This is a genomic window from Streptomyces sp. NPDC104096, assembly GCF_055584385.1.
The window spans coordinates 1-19945 of the sequence record NZ_JBVJMD010000011.1; the positions used below are offsets into that span (position 1 = coordinate 1).

The 19945-nt window shown below is 73.2% G+C and carries 16 protein-coding genes; 9 read left to right on the forward strand and 7 right to left on the reverse strand.

Annotated elements, in window-relative coordinates:
- Positions 1–157: 157 nt before the first annotated feature.
- A complete protein-coding gene (locus ACZ60B_RS14365; protein WP_469387021.1) occupies positions 158–793 on the reverse strand; it encodes a TetR family transcriptional regulator in 636 nt (211 codons plus the stop codon).
- Between the two features lie 133 nt (positions 794–926).
- On the opposite strand from ACZ60B_RS14365, the gene kbpA reads away from it, so the two are divergent.
- Together kbpA and afsK are read left to right on the forward strand one after the other, a co-directional pair.
- Entirely contained in the window at positions 927–1661 is a 735-nt protein-coding gene (kbpA, locus tag ACZ60B_RS14370) for an AfsK-binding protein KbpA (RefSeq protein ID WP_469386670.1), read from the forward strand.
- 188 nt (positions 1662–1849) lie between these two features.
- Complete coding sequence (afsK, locus tag ACZ60B_RS14375; RefSeq protein ID WP_469386673.1) at positions 1850–4198, forward strand: protein serine/threonine kinase AfsK; 2349 nt, start codon at positions 1850–1852, stop codon at positions 4196–4198.
- Between the two features lie 97 nt (positions 4199–4295).
- On the opposite strand, the gene ACZ60B_RS14380 is transcribed toward afsK, so the two are convergent.
- Genes ACZ60B_RS14380 through ACZ60B_RS14390 form a run of 3 tightly spaced genes read right to left on the reverse strand, consistent with a single transcriptional unit; the run spans position 4296 to position 6666 of the window.
- Entirely contained in the window at positions 4296–5069 is a 774-nt protein-coding gene (locus ACZ60B_RS14380) for an enoyl-CoA hydratase/isomerase family protein (RefSeq protein ID WP_469386675.1), read from the reverse strand.
- Positions 5066–5482 carry a Zn-ribbon domain-containing OB-fold protein gene (locus ACZ60B_RS14385; protein ID WP_469386677.1) on the reverse strand — a complete coding sequence of 139 codons (417 nt, stop codon included), beginning with the start codon at positions 5480–5482 and terminating at the stop codon, positions 5066–5068. Before ACZ60B_RS14385 ends, ACZ60B_RS14380 begins: the two co-directional genes overlap by 4 nt.
- 5 nt (positions 5483–5487) lie before the next feature.
- Positions 5488–6666, reverse strand: coding sequence for a lipid-transfer protein (locus tag ACZ60B_RS14390; protein WP_469386679.1), 1179 nt, complete (start codon positions 6664–6666; stop codon positions 5488–5490).
- Between the two features lie 117 nt (positions 6667–6783).
- Between ACZ60B_RS14390 and ACZ60B_RS14395 the strand changes: the two genes are divergently transcribed.
- Positions 6784–8358, forward strand: a complete 1575-nt coding sequence (locus ACZ60B_RS14395) for a FadD3 family acyl-CoA ligase (RefSeq protein WP_469387023.1) — start codon at positions 6784–6786, stop codon at positions 8356–8358.
- Positions 8359–8424: 66 nt separating this feature from the next.
- Here ACZ60B_RS14395 and afsS read toward each other — a convergent pair whose 3' ends face one another.
- Together afsS and afsR are read right to left on the reverse strand one after the other, a co-directional pair.
- Positions 8425–8616, reverse strand: coding sequence for a regulatory protein AfsS (gene afsS / locus ACZ60B_RS14400; protein WP_469386681.1), 192 nt, complete (start codon positions 8614–8616; stop codon positions 8425–8427).
- Between the two features lie 199 nt (positions 8617–8815).
- On the reverse strand, positions 8816–11767 hold the full coding sequence (afsR, locus tag ACZ60B_RS14405) for an SARP-family global regulator AfsR (protein ID WP_469386683.1): 2952 nt from the start codon (positions 11765–11767) through the stop codon (positions 8816–8818).
- Between the two features lie 210 nt (positions 11768–11977).
- Here afsR and ACZ60B_RS14410 point away from each other — a divergent pair, with 210 nt between their 5' ends.
- The 6 genes from ACZ60B_RS14410 (at position 11978) to ACZ60B_RS14435 (ending at position 19462) form a co-directional block, all read left to right on the forward strand.
- Positions 11978–13222, forward strand: coding sequence for an amidohydrolase family protein (locus tag ACZ60B_RS14410; protein WP_469386685.1), 1245 nt, complete (start codon positions 11978–11980; stop codon positions 13220–13222).
- Positions 13219–14163: a TIGR03619 family F420-dependent LLM class oxidoreductase gene (locus ACZ60B_RS14415; protein WP_469386686.1), complete on the forward strand. Its 945-nt coding sequence runs from the start codon at positions 13219–13221 to the stop codon at positions 14161–14163. The genes ACZ60B_RS14410 and ACZ60B_RS14415 overlap by 4 nt, the downstream gene beginning before the upstream one ends.
- Positions 14164–14175: 12 nt before the next feature.
- Positions 14176–14946: an SDR family NAD(P)-dependent oxidoreductase gene (locus ACZ60B_RS14420; RefSeq protein WP_469386688.1), complete on the forward strand. Its 771-nt coding sequence runs from the start codon at positions 14176–14178 to the stop codon at positions 14944–14946.
- Between the two features lie 98 nt (positions 14947–15044).
- Positions 15045–16163 (forward strand): LLM class flavin-dependent oxidoreductase, encoded by a 1119-nt coding sequence (locus ACZ60B_RS14425; protein ID WP_469386690.1) that lies wholly within the window; start codon positions 15045–15047, stop codon positions 16161–16163.
- A 120-nt stretch (positions 16164–16283) separates the two neighbouring features.
- Positions 16284–18014: an N-acyl-D-amino-acid deacylase family protein gene (locus ACZ60B_RS14430; protein WP_469386692.1), complete on the forward strand. Its 1731-nt coding sequence runs from the start codon at positions 16284–16286 to the stop codon at positions 18012–18014.
- Complete coding sequence (locus tag ACZ60B_RS14435; RefSeq protein ID WP_469386694.1) at positions 18011–19462, forward strand: aldehyde dehydrogenase family protein; 1452 nt, start codon at positions 18011–18013, stop codon at positions 19460–19462. Before ACZ60B_RS14430 ends, ACZ60B_RS14435 begins: the two co-directional genes overlap by 4 nt.
- A 13-nt stretch (positions 19463–19475) precedes the next feature.
- Here the strand turns inward: ACZ60B_RS14435 and ACZ60B_RS14440 are convergent, their stop codons facing one another.
- Positions 19476–19880: a nitroreductase/quinone reductase family protein gene (locus ACZ60B_RS14440; protein WP_469386696.1), complete on the reverse strand. Its 405-nt coding sequence runs from the start codon at positions 19878–19880 to the stop codon at positions 19476–19478.
- Positions 19881–19945 lie beyond the last annotated feature (65 nt).

A 19945-nucleotide genomic window follows, 5' to 3' on the forward strand; every position in this document is an offset into this window, starting at 1 on the left:
GGGGGGGGCTCGGCCCGCCGTCGGGGGGTACCGGGGGGGGGGTGTGGGGGTTTTTCGGCCTCTTCGGTTGGGGGCGCCTTTGGCGCGGCGGGGGGGGCCCCCCCGGGTGGGCCGCCGCCTGCCTGACAGGACTCGGTACCTGGAAAAAGGGCCGGGGCTATTTCGTCGGCTTCTTGCCGGTCACGCCCAGGTGCACCAACAGCGCGAGATTGGGCTTGAGTTCGGCCTGCTTGACGCCCCAGGACGTGAAGCCCTTCTGATGGGAGGCGACCGCCGCGAGCATCGCGACCAGCGAACCGGCGACCGCGGCCGGATTGACGTCCTTGTCGACCTTGCCCTTGGACTGGAGCTCGGCGACCGAGTCGGACAGGGAGTTGTTCACCGAGTTCAGGATCTTCATCCGGAGCTTGTAGAACCGTTTGTCCCCCTCGGCCGCCCCGAGGTCGACGACCCTGAGGATCGCGTCGTTGCGGCGCCAGAACTCCAGGAAACCGTCGACGAGTTCCTGCGCGGTCTGCCAGCCGGCCTTGCCGACCCAGGAGCGTCCGGCGACCAGATCGGCCAACTCGGCCCCCTCGGCGGCCATTTGCTCGGCGATCTCCAGGACGGCGCCTTCGACGTCCGGGAAGTACTGGTAGAAGGTGGCGGGCGAAGTGCCCGCCTTCCGGGCGACATCAATGACTTTGACGTCCCGGTAGGGGGAGGAGCTGAGCATCTCGCTGAGGCAGTCGAGCAGCTTCTGCCGGGTCGCCTGCCCACGCCGGCCGGCCACGCGGCCGTCGACGGTACGCACTTGTCCTGTCATGCCGTCAGCTTACCGAGGGGTGATCGGAGCGCGATTCGGCCGACTGCAAATGGGGTGCGCGAGGGTATGGGGGCTGATGTGCTGGTCTGCGGGGTGCGTGCGGCCCGGTTACTTTGGCGGTATGGCCGAAAACTGGGCAGCGGGGTACGGAGGGGGCGTCCGGGAGGGTGTTCCCTGCTGGGTGGACGCGCAGCTTCCCGACGTGGAGGCGGGCAAGCGGTTCTACGGCGAGCTCTTCGGGTGGACGTACGAGGACGCGTACGGCTCCTCGGTGTGGGCCCGCAAGGACGGTGATCCCGTCGCCGCGCTGTCGCACAAGACGGACGGCCGGATGCCCACGGTGTGGACGGTGCACTTCTCGACCCCGGACGTGCGGGCGCTGCTGGGGCGGGTGGAGCAGGCCGGCGGGCAGGCGGTCAGGGCGCCGCTGCCGGACGGGGACCTGGGCGTCGCCGCGCTCGCCGCCGACCCCGAGGGCGCGGTGTTCGGTCTGTGGCAGCCCGGCACCTACCCGGGTTTCGGCACCCGCGGCACCCCCGGCACCTTCGCCTGGGTCCAGCTCTACGCCCGCGACACGGCCGCCGCCAACGCCTTCTACGGCGCCCTCTTCCACGAGGCCCTGTTCGCTCCCGGGGTCGAGCCCGAGTTCGGCCGGGCCGCGGTGGCCGACGTCTTCCCGGCCGAGATGCCGCCGCACTTCCTCGTCCACTTCCGGGCCGAGGACTGCGCGGCCGCGACCGGGACCGTCCGGCGGCTCGGCGGCCGGGTCCAGGCGGGACCGTTCGACACCTCGTACGGGACGGTGGCCGTCGTCAGCGACAATCAGGGGGCGTCCTTCGCGTTGCTGGAACGCTGAGTGCCGGATGTTTGCCCTGATATCCCCCAATAACATGGCGGACATCCTGATTGTCCCCGGGTTCGCAACCTGTGGCCGGGCCAGGAAGAATCAGGGTGCGTGCCGCCACGGCGGTGCGGTGGTGAGACGCTGCACGGGGTCGCTGCACACGTGGGTGGTGCGGCCCGTACGGGGAGGTGGCAGGGCAAGTGGTGGATCAGCTGACGCAGCACGATCCGCGGCGTATCGGGCCGTTCGAGGTGCTGGGACGGCTGGGTGCCGGCGGCATGGGGCTGGTCTATCTCGCGCGCTCGGCGTCCGGCCGGCGCGTGGCGATCAAGACGGTCCGCACCGAGCTCGCCGAGGACCAGCTCTTCCGGGTCCGCTTCACCCGCGAGGTGGAGGCGGCCCGGGCCGTCTCCGGCTTCTACACGGCCGCGGTCGTGGACGCCGATCCGCGCGCCGCGGTGCCGTGGCTGGCCACCGCGTACGTCCCCGCGCCCTCGCTCGAGGAGATAGTGAACGAGTGCGGACCGCTCCCGGCCCAGGCGGTGCGCTGGCTCGCCGCGGGCGTCGCGGAGGCGCTCCAGTCCATCCACGGCGCCGGGCTGGTCCACCGTGACCTCAAGCCCTCGAACGTCCTCGTGGTCGAGGACGGCCCCCGGGTGATCGACTTCGGCATCGCCTCCGGTGTTTCGAACACCCGGCTGACGATGACGAACGTGGCGGTCGGCACGCCCGCCTACATGTCCCCCGAGCAGGCGAAGGACTCCCGCAGCGTCACCGGCGCCAGCGACGTGTTCTCGCTGGGCTCGATGCTGGTCTTCGCCGCCACCGGACATCCGCCCTTCCACGGGGCGAACCCGGTCGAGACGGTCTTCATGCTGCTGCGCGAGGGCCCGGACCTCGAAGGACTCCCGGACGAGCTGCGCCCGCTCATCGAGTCCTGTATGCAGATGGAGGCCACCGGCCGCCCGAACCCGGCCGACCTCCAGGCCCAGCTCGCCCCCCACCTCTTCGGCTCCGGCTCCGACGACAGCGGCACCGCGTCCGCCTGGCTGCCCGAGAAGGCGGTGACCCTGATCGAGACCCGCCGCGGCGGCCGCCCGCCGGTGAAGCCGGCCGCGAGCGGCCCCCGCAGCGCGGGCCGCGCCCCGGTGCCGCCGCCGCCCTCGCGCGACCCGGCCGTCCCGGCGCTGCCGCCCGGCCCGGCCCCCGTGGGCGCCCCCGACAACGGTCCGGTCCGGCTGGCCGGGGCCGCGGTGCCGATCGGGCCCGGACCGCGGGTCGCCGACGCGCGTGCCGCCGCGGTCAAGGCGCCCCCGCCGGAGGCCGGCCTGGTCGCCTCCTGGGCCAGACCCCGCCCCGGCGTCAACGGCGCCGACCCCGTCGTGCCCGCGCCGCCGCCCGCGCCCCCGGAGACGGCGGCCGGCTGGCGCCCCTGGCGGTTCCGCATGTCCAACGACGTGTGGGGCACCCCGGCGGTCTCCGGCGACCTGGTCTACGTGACCTCCTTCGAGGTGCACGCCCTGGACGTGGCGACCGGCAGACGCCGCTTCAAGACCCGGGACGTGGCCTGGTCGATGGCGGTCGCCGACGGCCGTGTCCACGCCTCCGACGGCCCCACCCTGTTCGCCCTGGACGCCCGCGAGGGCGGCGACCTGTGGCGGCTGTCCACGGACGCCTGGGTGTACTCCCTGAAGGCCGAGCGGGGCACGGTCGTCACCGGCACGCGCGGCGGCGGGGTGCAGGCCTGGGAGGCCTCCACCGGCCGGCGGTTGTGGGAGATCACCGGCTGCCAGAGCGACTTCGAGTCGCCGGAGGCGGGCCCCGCGCTGCACGACGGCACGGTGTACGTCTGGCAGGACGCCCGGTTGCGCGCCCTGGACGCGCGCACCGGCGAGGAGCGCTGGTCGTACCCGATCGGCGACGCCGCCTCCTGCGGCGGAGTGCCGATGCGCCTCACCCACGCCCCGGACGGCCATGTGTACCTCTGCGCCGGCACCCGGGTGCTGGCCGTCGAGGTGGCCACCGGCAGGGTGCGCTGGCACTTCGAGGCCCCGGCCGCGTTCCTCTCCCCGCCCGCCTTCGTGCCCGGCCCCGCGGTCACCGGCGGCGGGGTGTACCTGGCCGACTACCTCGGCACGGTGTACGCGCTCGACGCCGGCGACGGCCGCGACCGCTGGCGCATCGCCACCGAGGCCCGGTCCTCGATCGAGCCGGTCCTGGTGGCCGCGGGCCATGTCCACGTCGGCAGCGGCAAGGGCCTCTACACCCTGGACGCGGTCACCGGCACACCCAAGTGGCGCTTCCAGGCGGGCGGCGACATCGTGGGCGCCCCCGCGGTGGCCGAGGGCCGTATCCACTTCGGCTCCACCGACCACCTGCTCTACACCCTGAAGGCCGACGACGGACGGCTGCGCTGGAAGCTCGCCACGGGCGGGGAGATCACCGGCTCGCCGGTGGTGAAGGACGGCGTGGTGTACGCGTGCAGCAAGGACCGCTGCGTGTACGCGCTGGACGCGGAGAAGGGCACCGGCACGGCCCGCACGGCCTGACCGCTCCCCGGCCCGGCACCGCCCACCCGGGCGGGCCGCGCCCCGGCGGTGGCTTCGGTGGCTCGGGCGATGGCGGTGACGGCGGCGGCTCCGGTGCTCAGCGGGTCCGGTGGGTGCGCCGCCGGGCCCGGAACAGCCCGGTCTGCCGCTCGGCCGGCAGGTTCCCGAGCGCGATCAGGTGCGGCGCCTGGGCGAATCCCTGCGCCCGGGCGGCCTCCTTGGCCGCCCACAGCGCCCGCACCGTCCCCTGCACCCCTTCGGTCGGGAACCCGGCGATGACGCCCGCGCAGCGCACGGCCGCCGCCAACGCCTGCCCCGGCGGGGTGAGTTCGCTGACCAGCCCGATCTCGTACGCCCGTCGCGCGCCGATCCGTTCCGCGTTCCCCATCAGCGCCATCCGGGCCACCTCCCCGTACGGCATCCGCTGGGCCATGAGGACGGACTCGTAGGCGCTGACCATGCCGTACGTGGTGTGCGGGTCGAAGAAGGCGGCGGTCGTGTCGGCGACCACGAACTCGCTCTCCCCGAGCAGGTAGAAGGCCCCGCCGCAGGCCATCCCGCGCACCGCGGCGACGACCGGCTTCCACAGGTCGTTGGCCTTCGGCCCGATCCGCAGCAGCGGATCGTCCTGCATGTACGGCGACCCGGGCTGCGGCACGACCGCGTCCCGGTCCAGCCCCGTGCAGAACGCCCGCTCGCCGGCCCCGGTGAGCACGATCGCCCGTACGGTGTCGTCGAACCGGAACTCCTGCCACACGGCGGCGAGTCCGGCGGCCATGTCGAGGTCGACGGCGTTCAGCCGGTCGGGCCGGTCGAGGGTGACGACGGCGACGCCGGTGTCCTTGTCCGCACTGACCCGCACCCCGTTCACGGCCGCTCCAGGACCCACTGCGGGAGCCCGTCGTCGCGGAAGACGACCTGCACCCGCGCCCCGATGCGGACGCGGTCGGCGGGAAGGGATCCCAGCGCCGCGCCCGCCCGGGCGACCAGGTTGCCGACCAGCCGGATCCGGGGCGCGTCGGCCAGCTCGACGACGACGACGTTGTACGGCGCCTGCTCGGCGTAGCCGGGCAGCAGCGGCGGATGGGGGACGACGTAGGACCAGATCCGCCCGCGCCCCGAGACCTCGCGCCAGAGCGTGCCGAAGGACTGGCAGTGGGGGCAGCAGGGGCGGGGCGGGAAGCGGAGCTCGCCGCAGTCGGCGCAGGCCTGGATCCGCAGCTCGCCCTGGGCCGCGTAGCGCCAGAAGGGGGCGCCGTCGGGGTCGATGACGGGAGACAGCATGCCGGTCAACTCCTCAGCAGCAGCGCGGACGTGGGGACTCCCTCGCCTGCGGTGACCAGACAGGTGGTGGCGTCCGGGACCTGCGCGGTACTGGTGCCGCGCAGCTGCTTGACGCCCTCGTTGATCAGGTTGAAGCCGTGCACGTACGCCTCGGAGAGCCCGCCCCCGCCGGTGTTGACGGGCAGCCGCCCGCCGATCTCCAGGGCGCCCCCTTCCGTGAACGCCCCGCCCTCGCCGCGCCCGCAGAAGCCGTACCCCTCCAGGGAGAGCAGGACGAGCGGGGTGAACGCGTCGTAGATCTGGGCGACGTCCACGTCCTGCGGGGTGAGGTCGGCGTTCTTCCACAGATGCCGGGCCGCGGTCCAGGCGGGACCGGTGAGCGGGTCGTCGTTCCAGTAGTTGACCATGCCGTGGTGCTGGGCGGGCAGGCCCTGGGCGGCGGAGTGGACGTAGACGGGCTTGCGGCGGCAGTCGCGGGCCCGCTCGCGCGAGACGACCACACAGGCCAGCGCGCCGTCCGTCTCCAGGCAGTTGTCGTAGAGGCAGAGCGGTTCGCTGATCCACCGGGAGGTCATGTACATCTCGCGGGTGAGCGGGCGGTCGTACATGATCGCGGCCGGGTTCTGGTTGGCCCGGTTGCGGCAGGCGAGGGCGACGTTGAACAGATGGTCGCGGCCGGCCCCGTACTCGTGCAGATAGCGGCGGGCCAGCATGGCTATCTCGTCGACGGGCCGCAGCAGTCCGAAGGGCCGGGTCCACTGGGCCGGGGTGGGGAGCTGGACGGTCGTGTTCCGCCAGGGCCGGGGCCCGGAGCCGCGTTTGCGCGAGCGCCAGGCCACCCCGACGCTCGCCTGTCCGCAGGCGATCGCGGCGGCCAGATGGGCGACGGTGGCGCACGAACCCCCGCCGCCGAAGCCGACCTTGCTGAAGAAGGTGAGGTCGCCGAAGCCGACCGCCTTGGCCAGCTCCACCTCGTCGGTCTCCTCCATGGTGTAGGAGGCGAGCGCGTCGACCTCGCCGGGGGCGATCCCGGCGTCGTCCAGGGCGGCGAGCACCGCACGGCAGGCGAGGGTCCGCTCGTCCTCCGGGAGCTGCCGGGCGAAGGGGGTCTCGCCGATCCCGACGATCGCGGTGGCGTCCTTGAGCCCGGCCCCCGCCCCGCTCGGCTTGCCTCTTCCCGTCATGCCGCACGCACCTCCGCACGAGGACCGACCTGCTGACAGGGCGTCAGGTTACAACTAATCTGACGGGTAGTCAGCTACGGGGATCGGGTGGGGAGGACGGTCGTGACGCACGGCGAGGTGGAGTGGCGCAGCATCCCGGGCCTGGTTCGCACGGCGGCCGGACGGTACGCGGACGCCGAGGCGGTGGTCGACGGCCGGACGAGGATCTCGTACGCCGAACTCGGCGCGCGCGTGGAACGGGCGGCCGCCGCCTGCATGGCGAACGGCGTCCGCACCGGTGACCGCGTCGCCCTCTGGGCTCCCAACACCCTCGACTGGATCGTCTGCGCGCTGGGCGCGGTCTCCGCGGGCGCGGTGCTGGTCCCGCTGAACACCCGCTTCAAGGGCGCGGAGGCGGCGGACGTGCTGCGACGCAGCGGCGCGCGGCTGCTGTTCGTCACCGGGACGTTCCTGGGCACCTCGTACGTGGCGGCGCTGCGCGGGGCGGCGGGGGCGGGGGAGGGCCCCGGGCCGCTGGGCGGGCTGCCCGCCCTGGAGCAGGTGGTGGTGCTCGCGGACGACGCCCCGGCCGACTTCCGCACCTGGAAGGACTTCCTGGCGGACGGGGAGGGCGTCGGGACGGCCGAGACGCGGGCGCGGGCGGACGCGGTGGCCCCCGCGATGCCCTCCGACATCATCTTCACGTCCGGCACCACGGGCCGCCCCAAGGGGGCGGTGATCACCCACGCGCAGACGGTGCGCGGCTACGAGATCTGGGCCGACCTGGCGGGCCTGCGCCGCGACGACCGCTATCTGATCGTGAACCCCTTCTTCCACACCTTCGGCTACAAGGCCGGGGTGATCGCCTGCCTGACCCGGGGCGCGACGATGGTCCCCCAGCCGGTGTTCGACGTGGACGCGGTGCTGGCGAACATCGCCGCGGAGCGGATCTCCGTGCTGCCCGGCCCCCCGACCCTGCACCAGTCCCTCCTGGACCACGCCTCCCGCGACGCGCACGACCTCTCGGCGCTGCGCCTGGTCGTGACGGGGGCCGCGGTGGTGCCGCTGCGGCTGGTGGAACGCCTGCGCGGCGAGCTCGGCGTGGACACGGTCCTGACCGCGTACGGGCTGTCCGAGGCCAGCGGCATCGTCACGATGTGCCGCCGCGGCGACGCGCCGTCGGTCATCGCGTCGACCTCGGGCCGGGCCGTCCCCGGCACCGAGGTGCGGGTGGCGGGCGCGGCCCCCGGGGAGCCGGGCGAGGTGCTGGTCCGCGGCTTCAACGTGATGCGCGGCTACTACGAGGACGAGACCGCCACCGCGGAGGTCCTCACGGCGGACGGCTGGCTGCGCACCGGTGACGTGGGCGTCCTGGACGCGGCGGGCAACCTGCGCATCACCGACCGCCTCAAGGACATGTTCATCGTCGGCGGCTTCAACGCCTACCCGGCGGAGATCGAGCAACTGCTGGGCCTGCACCCGGACATCGCGGACGTCGCGGTGATCGGCGTCCCGGACACCCGGCTGGGCGAGGTCGGCAAGGCCTTCGTGGTCCCCCGCCCCGGCACACACCTCACGACCGACGACCTCATCGCCTGGTCCCGCCGGGAGATGGCGAACTACAAGGTCCCGAGAACGGTGGAGTTCGTCCCGCACCTGCCCCGCAACGCGAGCGGCAAGGTGGTGAAGGGGGAGCTGCGCCGGCGCGCGTAGACACACCTCGGCCGCGGCGGCTCCCCTCCGCGCCGCCGCGGCCGACCCCCCGTGGGACGGGTTCTGCTACTTGCCGTCCAGGTCCAGGGCCGGAGGTGCCGGCATGTGGCTGTCCATCGTGGTGACGGCGTCGTCGGCGGGCGGTGCCGGCATGTGGCTGTCCATCGTGGTGACGATGCCGTCGGCGGGCGGTACCGGCATGTGGCTGTCGAGGGTCGTGACGTCCTCGGCGATCTCGGCCTTCTCGGTGTCGCTCATGTCTGTGAACTCCCCTGTGATGGTGCTTGTTCGGCAGTGCCCGCCCGGCAACTCCCCCGTGGGTTGCCGACCGGGCGCGCCAGGGCGTTCACCCTATCCGGGTGATCCACCCGATCCGCCCCTCCCCCGAGACGGCGGATCGATGACCTGAGACTGACAGCCGGTCATAAACGTTCGATGAACGCCCCGCTCGGCCGCGTCAGGCCACCGCGGCCGGAGCCAGGAGGCGGCGCAGTTCGGCGGCTTCGGGTGCACCCGCCCCTTCGTGGATGGTGAGCGCCTCGCGCCAGCACGCGCGCGCCCGGTCCAGCTGGCCCAGTCCCTGGAGGGAGCGCCCGAGCAGCGTCAGGATGTTGGCGCGCATCCACTCCCCGCCGATGCACCCGGTCGTCAGCGCCTGCTCCGCGAGCTGCGCGGCCTGGGCCGGGCGGCGGGCGGAGAGATGGACCTGCGCGATCCGGAAGTACGTGGTCCCCTCCCACAGGCGCTGGCGGTTCACCACGAACATCTCCAGCGCCTGGGTGAGTTCGGTCAGTGCCTCGTCCTGCCGTCCCGCATGGCCGAGGGCGATCCCGAGGGCGTACCGCGCGTTGGCGAGACGGAACGTGAGTCCGAGCTCGTCGTAGATGGCGATGCCCTCGCGGACCAGGTCGATGGCGGTGGAGACGCGTTCCAGGGAGACGAGCACCCGGGAGAGGTTGCACAGCGCGCTGGCCTCGCCCGGCCGGTTGCCGTCGGCCCGGAAGGCGTTGATCGCCTCCAGGAGGTGCGCCTCGCTGAGACTGCGCCGGTTGAGGCAGTTGGCGATGATCCCCTGTTCGTTGTGGGCGTTGCCGTTCGTCCAGGGGTCGCCGGTCCGGCGCCCGAGCTCGATGGCCGCCTCCGCCTCGACGCCGGCCTCGTCGAAGCGCCCGGCCCGGCTGAGGACCTGGGCCAGCGTGGTGCGTGCGCGCCCTTCCGCGTGCGCGTCGCCCAGCGCGGCCGCGGTGTCCCGGGTCGCGAGGGTCGCGGCCTCGTAGCGCAGGGAGCTCGCCCCGGATTCCGCCAGGTCCTTGGCGGCGAGCAGCAGGTCGACCGCGCGGCGCAGGGTGCGTGGGGCGAGGGACTGCTGGACGCAGGCGAGGATGCAGGCAGCCTCGGCGTGCAGCCAGTCCAGCGCCTTCGTGTCGTCGCTGAACTCCTGCGCGGCGTACCCGGTCGATTCCAGATGGTTCACCGTCCGGTCCCCCGGCCGTTCGATCGCGTACACCCGGGTTGCCGTCGCCAGGTAGAAGTCCAGCAGCCGCGACAGGGCCGCGGTCCTTTCGCCGGGCGGCTGTTCGTCGCGTTCCGCGCAGGCACGCGCGTAGAGCCGGACGAGGTCGTGGTAGCGGTAGCGGCCGGGTGCCGCCGACTCCAGCAGGGACGTGTCGACGAGGGACTCCAGCAGGTCCTCCGTGTCCTGCGCGGGCAGATCCAGCACCGCGGCCGCCGCGGCCAGCGAGATGTCCGGGCCGTCGGCCAGTCCCAGCAACCGGAACGCCCGGGCCTGGGCCGGCTCCAGGGCGCCGTAGCCGAGTTCGAAGGTGGCCTTGACCGCCAGGTCGCCCGCCTGGAGTTCGTCCAGCCGGCGGCGTTCGTCCGCCAGCTTCGCGGCCAGGACGGAGACCGTCCAGGTGCGGCGGCCCGCCAGGCGGGAGGCCGCGATGCGGATCGCCAGGGGCAGGAAGCCGCAGGCCGCGACCACGTCCAGGGCGGCCTCGCGCTCCGCCGCCACCCGCTCCTCGCCCACGATCTTCGTGAACAGCGACAGCGCCTCGTCGGGGGACATGACGTCCAGGTCGACCAGGTGCGCGCCGGCCAGGTCCACCATCCGCACCCGGGACGTCACCAGCGCCGCGCAGCCCTCCGTGCCCGGCAGCAGCGGCCGTACCTGGGCCGCGTCGCGGGCGTTGTCCAGCAGCACCAGGACCCGGCGGCCGTCCAGCACCGAGCGGTACAGGGCCGCGCGTTCCTCCAGCGAGTCCGGGATCGCGGAGTCGGCGGTGCCCAGGGCCCGCAGGAAGAAGCCCAGGACCGTCTCCGGCTCGGCCGCCCGCGCCCCCGCGCCCTGGAGGTCGACGTAGAGCTGCCCGTCCGGGAAGGCCGGCCGGACCTGGTGGGCCACGTGCACGGCCAGCGTCGTCTTGCCGACACCGCCGATCCCGGCCAGCGCCGACACCGCCATCACCCGGCCCTCTGCGGAGGTGAGCACCTCGCCGAGCTCCGCGACGAAGGAGGTACGGCCGGTGAAGTCGGGCACGGTCGCCGGGAGCTGGGCGGGGCGCACCGCCGCCGAGGCGGGGTCCGCCATGGGCGCCGACGGCTCGGCGAGGCCGGGGTCGGCCCGCAGGATCCGCTGCTGGAGGTCGCGCAGACCGGGCCGGGGGTCGACGCCCAGTTCCTCGGCGAGCAGCCGACGGGTGTCCGCGTACACGGCCAGCGCCTCCGCCTGCCGCCCGCTGCGGTACAGCGCCAGCATCAGCAACTCGCGCAGCCGCTCGCGCAGCGGGTGGGCCGCGGTCAGGGCGGTCAGTTCCGACACCGCCTCGGCGTGACAGCCCTGCTCCAGGTCCATGTCGAGCCGGGACTCGAGGAGTTGCAGCCGCCACTCCTCCAGCCGGACCCGCTGTGCCTCCGCGTACGGTCCCGGCACCCCCGCCAGCGTCTCCCCGTCCCACAGGGCCAGCGCCCGGTCCAGCGTCTCGCGCGCGGGGCCCAGGTCCCCGGCGCCCCGCGCCTTCTCGGCCCGGGCCGCCAGGTCCTGCGCCACCGCCAGGTCGAGCGCCCCCGCGCCCGGCGAGCGGATCGCGTAGCCGCCGGACTCGCTGACCAGCACCCCGGGGTCGAGCGCCTTGCGCAGCCGGGAGGCGTACGTCCGTACCGCCGCCAGCGCCTGCGAGGGCGGTTCCTCGCCCCACAGCGCGTCGATCAGCTCGGCCGCCGTCGCCGTACGGCCCTCGCGCAGCAGCAGGGCGGCCAGCAGCGCGCGCTGCTGGGGGGAGCCGGTGGTGAGCGGTTCCGCGCCGCGCCAGGCGCGCACCGGTCCGAGCAGGCCGAAGCGCAGCGCCGCCGGCAGTTCACCGGAGTCCGGGCGCCGCTGCTCCGGCACGCGCGGTACGCCGTCGTCCATCGGGGTCTCCCTAGGCAGCCTCAACAACCAGGCCAGTTTGCCTTGTTCATGGTGGATGCGTCAGCCGGGCGAGACGCCGATCACAGAGACGCGACCGTCGTGCGCACGGGTTCCCACAAGGCCCTCACAGCCTCTCCGCACGGTCACGGGCTCCAGGGGCCCCGTACCGCATAGCTGACGACCCGTCAGATCAGCGCTACCGTGGGCGCCATGGACACCCACGACAGCACGTTTCCGCTGATCATCTCCGTGGACGACCACACCGTGGAGCCCGCCGACGTCTGGCAGGACCGGCTCCCGAAGAAGTTCCTGGACGCCGGGCCGAGGATCGTGCGCGCGCCGCTGAAGGAGATGTCCTTCCTCGGCGGCCGCTTCAAGCCCGTCATGGGCGAGCGCGGCGACGAAGGGCCGCTCGGCGACTGGTGGATCTACGAGGACCTGCACCGCCCGCTCACCCGCCTGGACACCGCCGTCGGCTACAGCAGGGACGAGATCAAGCTGGAGGTGATCACCTACGAGCAGATGCGGCCCGGCTCGTACGACGTGACTCAGCGCCTGGCCGACATGGACGTCAACCACGTCCAGTCCGCGCTGTGCTTCCCCACCTTCCCGCGCTTCTGCGGCCAGACCTTCACCGAGGCCGGTGACCACGAGCTGGGCCTGCTGTGCGTGCGCGCCTACAACGACTGGATGGTGGAGGAGTGGTGCGGGCCGCAGGCGCGCGGCCGGCTGATCCCGCTCACCCTCATCCCGCTGTGGGACGCCGAACTCGCCGCCGCCGAGGTACGGCGCAACGCCGCCCGCGGCGTGCGGGCCGTCGCCTTCTCCGAGATACCCCCGCACCTCGGCCTGCCCTCCGTGCACACCGACGACTGGGACCCGTTCCTCGCGGCCTGCGACGAGACCGGCACGGTCGTCGCGATGCACATCGGCTCCTCCAGCCGGATGCCGTCCACCTCCGCGGACGCCCCGCCCGCCGTCGGCTCCACCATCACCTTCGCCAACTGCTGCTTCTCGATGGTCGACTGGCTGCTGAGCGGCAAGTTCGAACGCTTCCCGAACCTGAAGGTGATGTACGCCGAGGGCCAGATCGGCTGGATCCCCTACATCCTGGAGCGCGCCGACGTCGTCTGGGAGGAGAACCGCGGCTGGGGCGGCGTCGCCGACAAGGTCCACCGTCCGCCGTCCGAGCTGTTCGCCGAGCACGTCCACGGCTGTTTCTTCGACGACGCCTTCGGGCTCAGGAACCTGGACGCGATCGGGGTCGGCAACGTCCTGTACGAGACGGACTACCCGCACTCCGACTCCACCTGGCCGAAGTCGAGGCAGGTCGGCGAGGCCCAGATGGGGCACCTGGCGGCGGACGTCGTCGAGCGGATCGTCCGGCGCAACGCGATCGACCTGCTGGGGCTGACGGACGCCGGGCTGTGGCAGGGCCCGGGCGGCGCCGTATGACGCCCCCGGACGGCGGCGCGGCCCTGGCGTACGGCATCCAGCTGCCCGTCCAGTCCCAGAGCACCCTCTACGCCGAACCCTGGGAGGCGGCCGCCGGGCCCGAGGACCTGCTCGCCCTCGCCCGCGCCGCCGAGGGCGCCGGTTTCGCCTACCTGGCGACCTGCGACCACGTCGCCGTGCCGCGCCGCCTGGCCCCGGCCATGGGCACGGTCTGGTACGACCCGGTCGCCACCCTCGCCTACCTGGCCGCCGCCACGACCCGCGTCCGGCTGCTCAGCCATGTCGCGATCGTCGGCCTGCGCCACCCGCTGCTGACCGCCAAGCAGTACGCGACCCTCGACCACCTCTCGGGCGGCCGTCTGATCCTCGGAGTGGGCGCCGGACACGTACGGGAGGAGTTCGAGGCGCTCGGGGTGGACTTCGGGCAGCGCGGAGCGGTGCTCGACGAGGCGATCGACGCGCTGCGGGCGGCCCTGGGACCGGACGAGTTCCCGTCCCACCACGGGAAGTTCCACGACTTCGAGGGGCTCGGGCAGCGCCCCCGGCCCGTGCAGGAGCGGGTGCCGGTGTGGGTCGGCGGTTCGTCGCCGGCGGCCGTGCGCCGGGCCGCGGTCAAGGGCGACGGCTGGCTTCCGCAGGGCGACCCGAGGGACCGGCTGCCGGACCGGATCGACCGGCTGCGGCGGCTGCGCGCGGAGGCCGGGATCGCGCAGCCGCTCACCGTCGGCGCGATCACCGAGCCGCTGTACGTCGGCACGCCCGGCTGGGAGGTCGGACGCCGCACCCTCACCGGCGGCCCCGAGGCCCTCGCCGAGTCGCTGCGGGCCTACCCGGCGATGGGCGTGCACCAGGTCCAGGTGCGGTTCCGCAGCCGGAGCCGCACCGAACTCGTCGACCAGATACAGGCGTTCGGGGCCGAGGTCGCGCCCCACCTGACCTGAGGAGTGCGTGGCATGGGCAAGCTGGACGGGCGGGTCGTCATCGTCACCGGGGCGGCCCGCGGGCAGGGCGAGCAGGAGGCGCGGCTCTTCGTGGCGGAGGGCGCGAGCGTGGTCGTGGCGGATGTGCTGGACGACCTGGGCGAGGCGCTCGCCAAGGAGATAGGGGCGCGCTACGTCCACCTCGACGTGGGCATGGAGCAGGAGTGGCAGGCCGCCGTCGCCGCCGCGAAGACGGCGTACGGCCGCCTCGACGGGCTGGTGAACAACGCGGGCATCCTGCGCTTCAACGCCCTCGTGGACACGCCCCTCGACGAGTTCATGCAGGTCGTGCAGGTCAACCAGGTCGGCTGCTTCCTGGGCATGAAGACGGTGGCACCGGAGCTGGCCGACGGCGGGACCATCGTCAACACGGCGTCCTACACCGCGCTGACCGGGATGGCGGCGGTGGGGACGTACTCCGCGACCAAGCACGCGGTGCTCGGACTCACCCGGGTCGCCGCGCTGGAGCTCGCCGGCCGGGGGATCCGGGTCAACGCGATCTGCCCCGGCGCCATCGACACCGCGATGTCCAACCCGGCACGGCTGGACCCGGACGCGGATCCGGCGGCGATGAGCCGCGCCCTGGACGAGCTGTACCGCAAGCTCGTGCCGCTCGGGCGGATCGGGCGCGCCGAGGAGGTGGCCCGGCTGGCGCTGTTCCTGACCTCGGACGACTCGTCGTACATCACCGGACAGCCGTTCGTGATCGACGGGGGCTGGCTGGCCGGGGTCAGCGTTATCTGACGTCTCGTCAGCTATTGACGGTGGAAGCGGCCGGTGCGAGAGTCGGCCAACGAACGGTATCTGACGGAGCGTCAGGAAATTTGGGACGGTGAACCGCCGTGGAATTCGGGCTCTTTGTACAGGGATACGTCGGCAAGCGCGCCGAGACCGACCCGCTCGCCGAGCACAAGGCGCTGATGGAGGAGACCGAGTACGTCATCCAGGCGGACCGCTCCGGCTTCAAGTACGCCTGGGCCTCGGAACACCACTTCCTGGAGGAGTACTCGCACCTCTCCGCCAACGACGTCTACCTCGGCTACCTCGCGCACGCCACCGACCGCATCCACCTCGGCTCGGGCATCTTCAACCCCCTCGCCCAGGTCAACCATCCGGTGAAGGTCGCCGAGAAGGTCGCCATGCTCGACCACCTCAGCGGCAACCGCTTCGAGTTCGGCAGCGGACGCGGCGCCGGCTCGCACGAGATCCTCGGGTTCATCCCTGGTGTGACCGACATGAACCACACCAAGGAGATCTGGGAGGAGACCATCGCCGAGTTCCCCAAGATGTGGCTCCAGGACGAGTACGTCGGCTTCCAGGGCAAGCACTGGCAGCTCCCGCCGCGCAAGATCCTGCCCAAGCCGTACGGGAAGTCGCACCCGGCGATGTGGTACGCGGCCGGATCCCCGCCGTCGTACGCCATGGCCGCCCGCAAGGGGCTCGGCGTCCTCGGCTTCAGCATCCAGAAGGTCGCCGACATGGAATGGGTGCTGGAGCAGTACAAGACGGCGATCGTGAACGCCGAACCGATCGGCGACTTCGTCAACGACAACGTGATGGTGACGACCACCGCGATCTGCGCGCCCACGCACGACGAGGCGATCCGGATCGCCACCGCGGGCGGCCTGCACTACCTGCCCTCCCTCGTCTTCCGCTACCACGACACCTTCCCGCGCCCCGAGGGCTTCCCCGTCTGGCCGGAGACCCTGCCCGAGTACACCCCCGAGTTCGTCGAACTCCTCATCGAGGAGGAACTGCTGATCTGCGGCGATCCGGACGAGGTGCTGCGGCAGTGCAAGCGGTGGGAGCAGGCGGGGGCGGACCAGCTCAGCTTCGGGCTGCCGGTGGGGGTGCCCAAGGAGGAGACCCTCCAGACGATCCGGCTGATCGGGGAGCACGTGATCCCGAAGATCGACACGGATCCCGTCCACCGGACGTCGCGGTTCCGGGCCGCCGCGTGAGCGCCGTCGGCGGGTGCGGGTCGTGTGTGGCCGGTCGCGCCCACGCGGCGGAGCCGCACATCGATACGCCCCGCGCCCCTGAGAGGCGGGAGTCGTACCCGAGTCCGGAGGGGAGCCCTCGTGCTTGATCACGTCATCGGAGGGGCGACCGTCGTCGACGGGACCGGCGGGCCCGGATTCGTTGCCGACGTCGGTGTCCGTGACGGTCGGATCGCCGTCGTCGGCACCGTCACCGAGGAATCCCGCACCAGCGAGGACGCCACCGGGCTCGTCCTCGCGCCCGGGTTCGTCGACCCGCACACCCACTACGACGCCCAGCTCTTCTGGGACCCGTACGCCACCCCGTCCCTCAACCACGGGGTGACCACGGTCGCCGCCGGGAACTGCGGGTTCACGCTCGCGCCGCTGAACCCGGCCCGTCCCGAGGACGCCGACTACACCCGCCGCATGATGTCCAAGGTCGAGGGCATGTCCCTGGTCGCCCTGGAGGAGGGGGCGCCCTGGGACTGGCACACCTTCGGCGAGTACCTGGACGCCCTGGAGGGCCGGATCGCCGTCAACGCGGGGTTCATGGTCGGCCACTGCGCGCTGCGCCGCCATGTGATGGGGCCGGACGCGGTCGGCGGACAGCCCACGCCGGAGCAGCTCACGGCCATGCTGCGCCTCTTCCACGACGCCATGGACGCCGGTGCCTGGGGCTTCTCCACCACCCAGTCCTCGACCCACTCCGACGGCGACGGCCGGCCGGTCGCCTCCCGGCACGCCCGGCCCGAGGAGCTGCTGGCGCTGGCCAAAGCGGTCGGCGAGCACGAGGGCACCCAGATCGAGGCGATCGTCGCGGGCTGCCTGGACCAGTTCAGCGACGAAGAGATCGACCTGCTCGTCGAGCTGAGCGCGGCCGCCGGACGCCCCCTGAACTGGAACGTCCTCACCGTCGACGCGGCGGTCCCGGAGCGGGTGCCGCGGCAGCTCACGGCGAGCGAGCGGGCCCGCAAGGCGGGCGGCCGGGTGGTCGCCCTGACCATGCCGATCCTCACGCCGATGAACATGTCGCTGGGCACGTTCTGCGCGCTGAACCTGATCCCCGGCTGGGGCCCGGTCCTGGGCCTGCCCGTGCCCGAGCGGATCGCGCGGCTGGGGGACCCCGGGGTGCGGGCCGAGCTGGTGCGGCGCGCGAACTCCCCGGAGGCCGGGGTCTTCCGGCGGCTGGTGAACTTCGGCCGGTACGTCATCGGCGACACCTACAGCCCGGCGAACGAGGGACTGACCGGCCGGGTGGTGCGGGACATCGCCGCCGAACGCGGCCAGGACCCCTTCACCTGCCTGGTGGAGATCTGCTCCGCCGACGGGCTCCGTACCGTCCTGTGGCCGATGCCCACCGACAACGACCCCGACTCCTGGGCCCTGCGGGCCGAGACCTGGCGGCACGAGGACGTCCTGCTCGGCGGCTCCGACGCGGGCGCGCACCTGGACCGCATGTGCGGAGCCCCGTACACCACCCGCTTCCTCGGCGACTGCCTGCGCGGCCGGAAGCTGGCCGGGCTGGAGCAGGCGGTGAAGATGCTGACCGACGACCCGGCGCGGCTGTTCGGACTGCGCGAGCGGGGCCGGGTGCGGGAGGGCTGGCATGCGGACCTGGTGCTCTTCGACCCGGAGCGGATCGACGCGGGCAAGGCCACCCTGGTGCACGACCTGCCGGGAGACGGTCCACGGCTGGACTCCCGGGCGATCGGGGTGCGGGCGGTCTGGGTCAACGGGACCGCGGTGATCCGGGACGACGTGGTGACCGGCGCCGTGCCGGGCCGCGTCCTGCGCTCGGGGCGGGACACCCGGACGGTGGGCACGAGGTGAGCGACGCCGGAAAGCTGTTCGTCGGCGGCGACTGGGTGGAGCCGGACGGCGGGTGCTACGAGGTGACCGACCCGGCGACCGAGGGCACGGTCGGCCGGGCGCCGGAGGCCTCGCCCGAGCAGGTCCGCGCGGCCTGCGCGGCGGCCCACGAGGCGTTCGGGCCCTGGTCGCGCACCGCGCCCGAGGGGCGGGCGGCGGTGCTGGCCCGCGCGGCGGACATCATCCGCGCCCGGCTGGTGCCGTACGCGGAGCTGGCGCGGGCGGAGACCGGCGCCACCACGGCCACCGCGCGGGCCATGCAGGTGGGCGTGGCGGCGGCCCGCTTCCGCCGCTACGCGCGCGTGGAGCCCGCCGAGTGGCCGGTGCAGCCGCAGATCAACGAGGCCGGGCCGATGGGGCGGGCGGCGGTCATGGGCGCGCTCGCCGCCCGCCGGCCGGTCGGGGTGGTCGCCTGCGTCACCTCGTACAACAACCCCTGGGCGAACCCGGCCGGGAAGATCGCCCCCGCTCTGGCCATGGGCAACACGGTGGTGGTCAAACCGGCCCCGCAGGACCCGCTGTCCGTCTACCGGATGGCGCGGGCGCTGGAGGAGGCGGGGGTGCCGCGCGGGGTCGTGAACGTCGTCTCCGGCCGCTCGGTCGCGGTCGGCGAGGCGGCCGTGGAGTCACCGGACGTGGACATGGTCAGCTTCACCGGCTCCACGGCGGTCGGACAGCGCATCGCCGAGGTGTGCGGGCGGCACATGAAGCGCCAGCTGATGGAACTGGGCGGCAAGGGCGCGGCACTGGTCCTCGACGACGCGGACCTCGACTCGGCGGTGGCTGGCATAGGCACCACCTTCTCCTTCTACAGCGGCCAGATCTGCACGGCCCCGACCCGGGTGCTGGCCCAGCGCGGGGTGTACGCCCGGCTGGTGGACCGACTGGCCGCGTACGCACGCCGGTTGAAGGTCGGGGACCCGCGGGAGCCGGACACGGTCGTCGGGCCGGTGATCTCGGCGGCGCACCGCGACCGGGTCGAGTCGTACGTCGAACTGGGCCGCAAGGAGGGCGCGGTGGTGGTCACCGGCGGCGAACGCCCGCCCCTGGAGCGGGGGTTCTACGTCGCCCCCACCCTGCTCGCCGACTGCACCAACGACCTGCGGGTGGCCCGCGAGGAGATCTTCGGCCCGGTGGTCGTGGTCATCCCCTTCGACGAGGAGGACGAGGGGGTGGCCCTCGCCAACGACTGCGACTACGGCCTGATCGACTACGTGTGGTCCGCGGACGTGGCCCGCGCCTTCCGGGTGGCCAGGCGGCTGCGCACCGGCGGGGTCGGCGTCAACACCGTCGGCCGCAACATGGAGGCCCCCTTCGGCGGGTTCCGGAAGAGCGGCGTCGGCCGGGACGTCGGCTCCTACGCCCTGCACGCCTACAGCGAGGTGCAGTCGATCGTCTGGCCGGGGTGACCGGGACCGCCCGTCATGGCCGGCCCCCGCCCAGATCGACCCGCACCGTCAGCAGCCGCGTCCCGAGCAGCCGTACCGCGGCGCTGTTGCCGCGGGGCAGGGTGCGCAGCCGGGCCACCGGGTCGTCGTCGGGCAGGAGATGCGCCGTGCCCTCGTGCCAGCGGCCCCGGATGCGCACCCGCACCCGGGGGTCCGCCCGGATGTTGCGGACGTACTGCGAGCGGTCCCCGAACTCCGAGACCAGCCAGAAGGAGTCGCCGACGCGGCGGCCGCCGAGCGGGGTGCGCCGGGGCAGGCCGGAGACGCGGCCCGTGGTCTCCAGGAGCGTCTGGAACGGCAGCCGGCGCACGAGCGGGTTGGCGACGTGCCGCTGGAAGGCCGTCGTCGCGCGGAATCTGAGGTCGGTGTGACGGGGCATTGCCTGTGAGACTCCTGTCAGGTCTGGTGTGTGGCACAAGGGAGTTGCTTCAATGGTCCCCGATG